Source organism: Arthrobacter alkaliphilus, from assembly GCF_021483235.1.
GTDB lineage: Bacteria > Actinomycetota > Actinomycetes > Actinomycetales > Micrococcaceae > Arthrobacter > Arthrobacter alkaliphilus.
The window spans coordinates 1-705 of sequence record NZ_JAKEEC010000066.1 but is presented as its reverse complement, the minus strand read 5'-3'; the positions used below and the strand labels follow the sequence as shown (position 1 = coordinate 705).

The window sequence follows — 705 nt, the reverse complement described above, 5'->3', positions numbered from 1 at the left end:
TTGGGAACGCGTGCTCTGCGCGTGCCGGCCCGGCGGTTGGGTTGGCGCACGGCGCGGCCTGTGCGCAGCGCGGCGGCCAGTTCGGCGCGCAGGCCGCCGCGGCCCTGGATATAGATGCACTGATAGATGGTCTCTGGGCTGATGCGCATGCTCTCATCATCAGGGAAATCGATCCGCAACCGGGCACTGATCTGCTCCGGAGACAGCCGCTCACGGGCCGTCAGCATGCCGGTCACATACGCCGCCAACGCCGGGCGAGAGGCCAGCTTCCGGGTCTTTGGACGCCTTGCCAGTTTCTGCGCCCTGTTCTGCGCGACGGAGGCAAGATACGGGCGCTTGCCCTCGTTGCGGATGTTCCGGGCCAACTCCCGGCTGACCGTGGACGGGTTCCTGCCTAAACGCCTGGCGACCTCCCGCACCCCGCATCCCTCCGCCCGCCACAGCGCAATCAATTCGCGCTCCTCAAAGGACAAGAACCGCCCGCACGCGGGCTCAAGCAAGGGATCCACCCCACCATGCTTACGGACAATCCTGCTCGCAGTACCATCGGACAACCCCGCGATACCTGCAGAAGCCTCATCCGAAAGACCAGACGAGCGCGATGCCCAAAACACCCGAACCACTTCACGCCGAACTTCAGGCCGACCAAAACGCCCCACAACACCACCCAGCACTCAGGCGTTGCAACGACCCCCTGAACCCGCC

Annotated in this window: 1 protein-coding gene; it reads right to left on the bottom strand. The window is 65.5% G+C overall.

Annotated features, from left to right (window positions below; translation table 11 throughout):
- Nucleotides 1-674 (bottom strand): helix-turn-helix domain-containing protein (locus L0B83_RS20100; RefSeq protein ID WP_443627149.1); only part of this gene is annotated, 674 nt, incomplete at its 3' end.
- Between the last annotated feature and the right edge of the window lie 31 nt (nucleotides 675-705).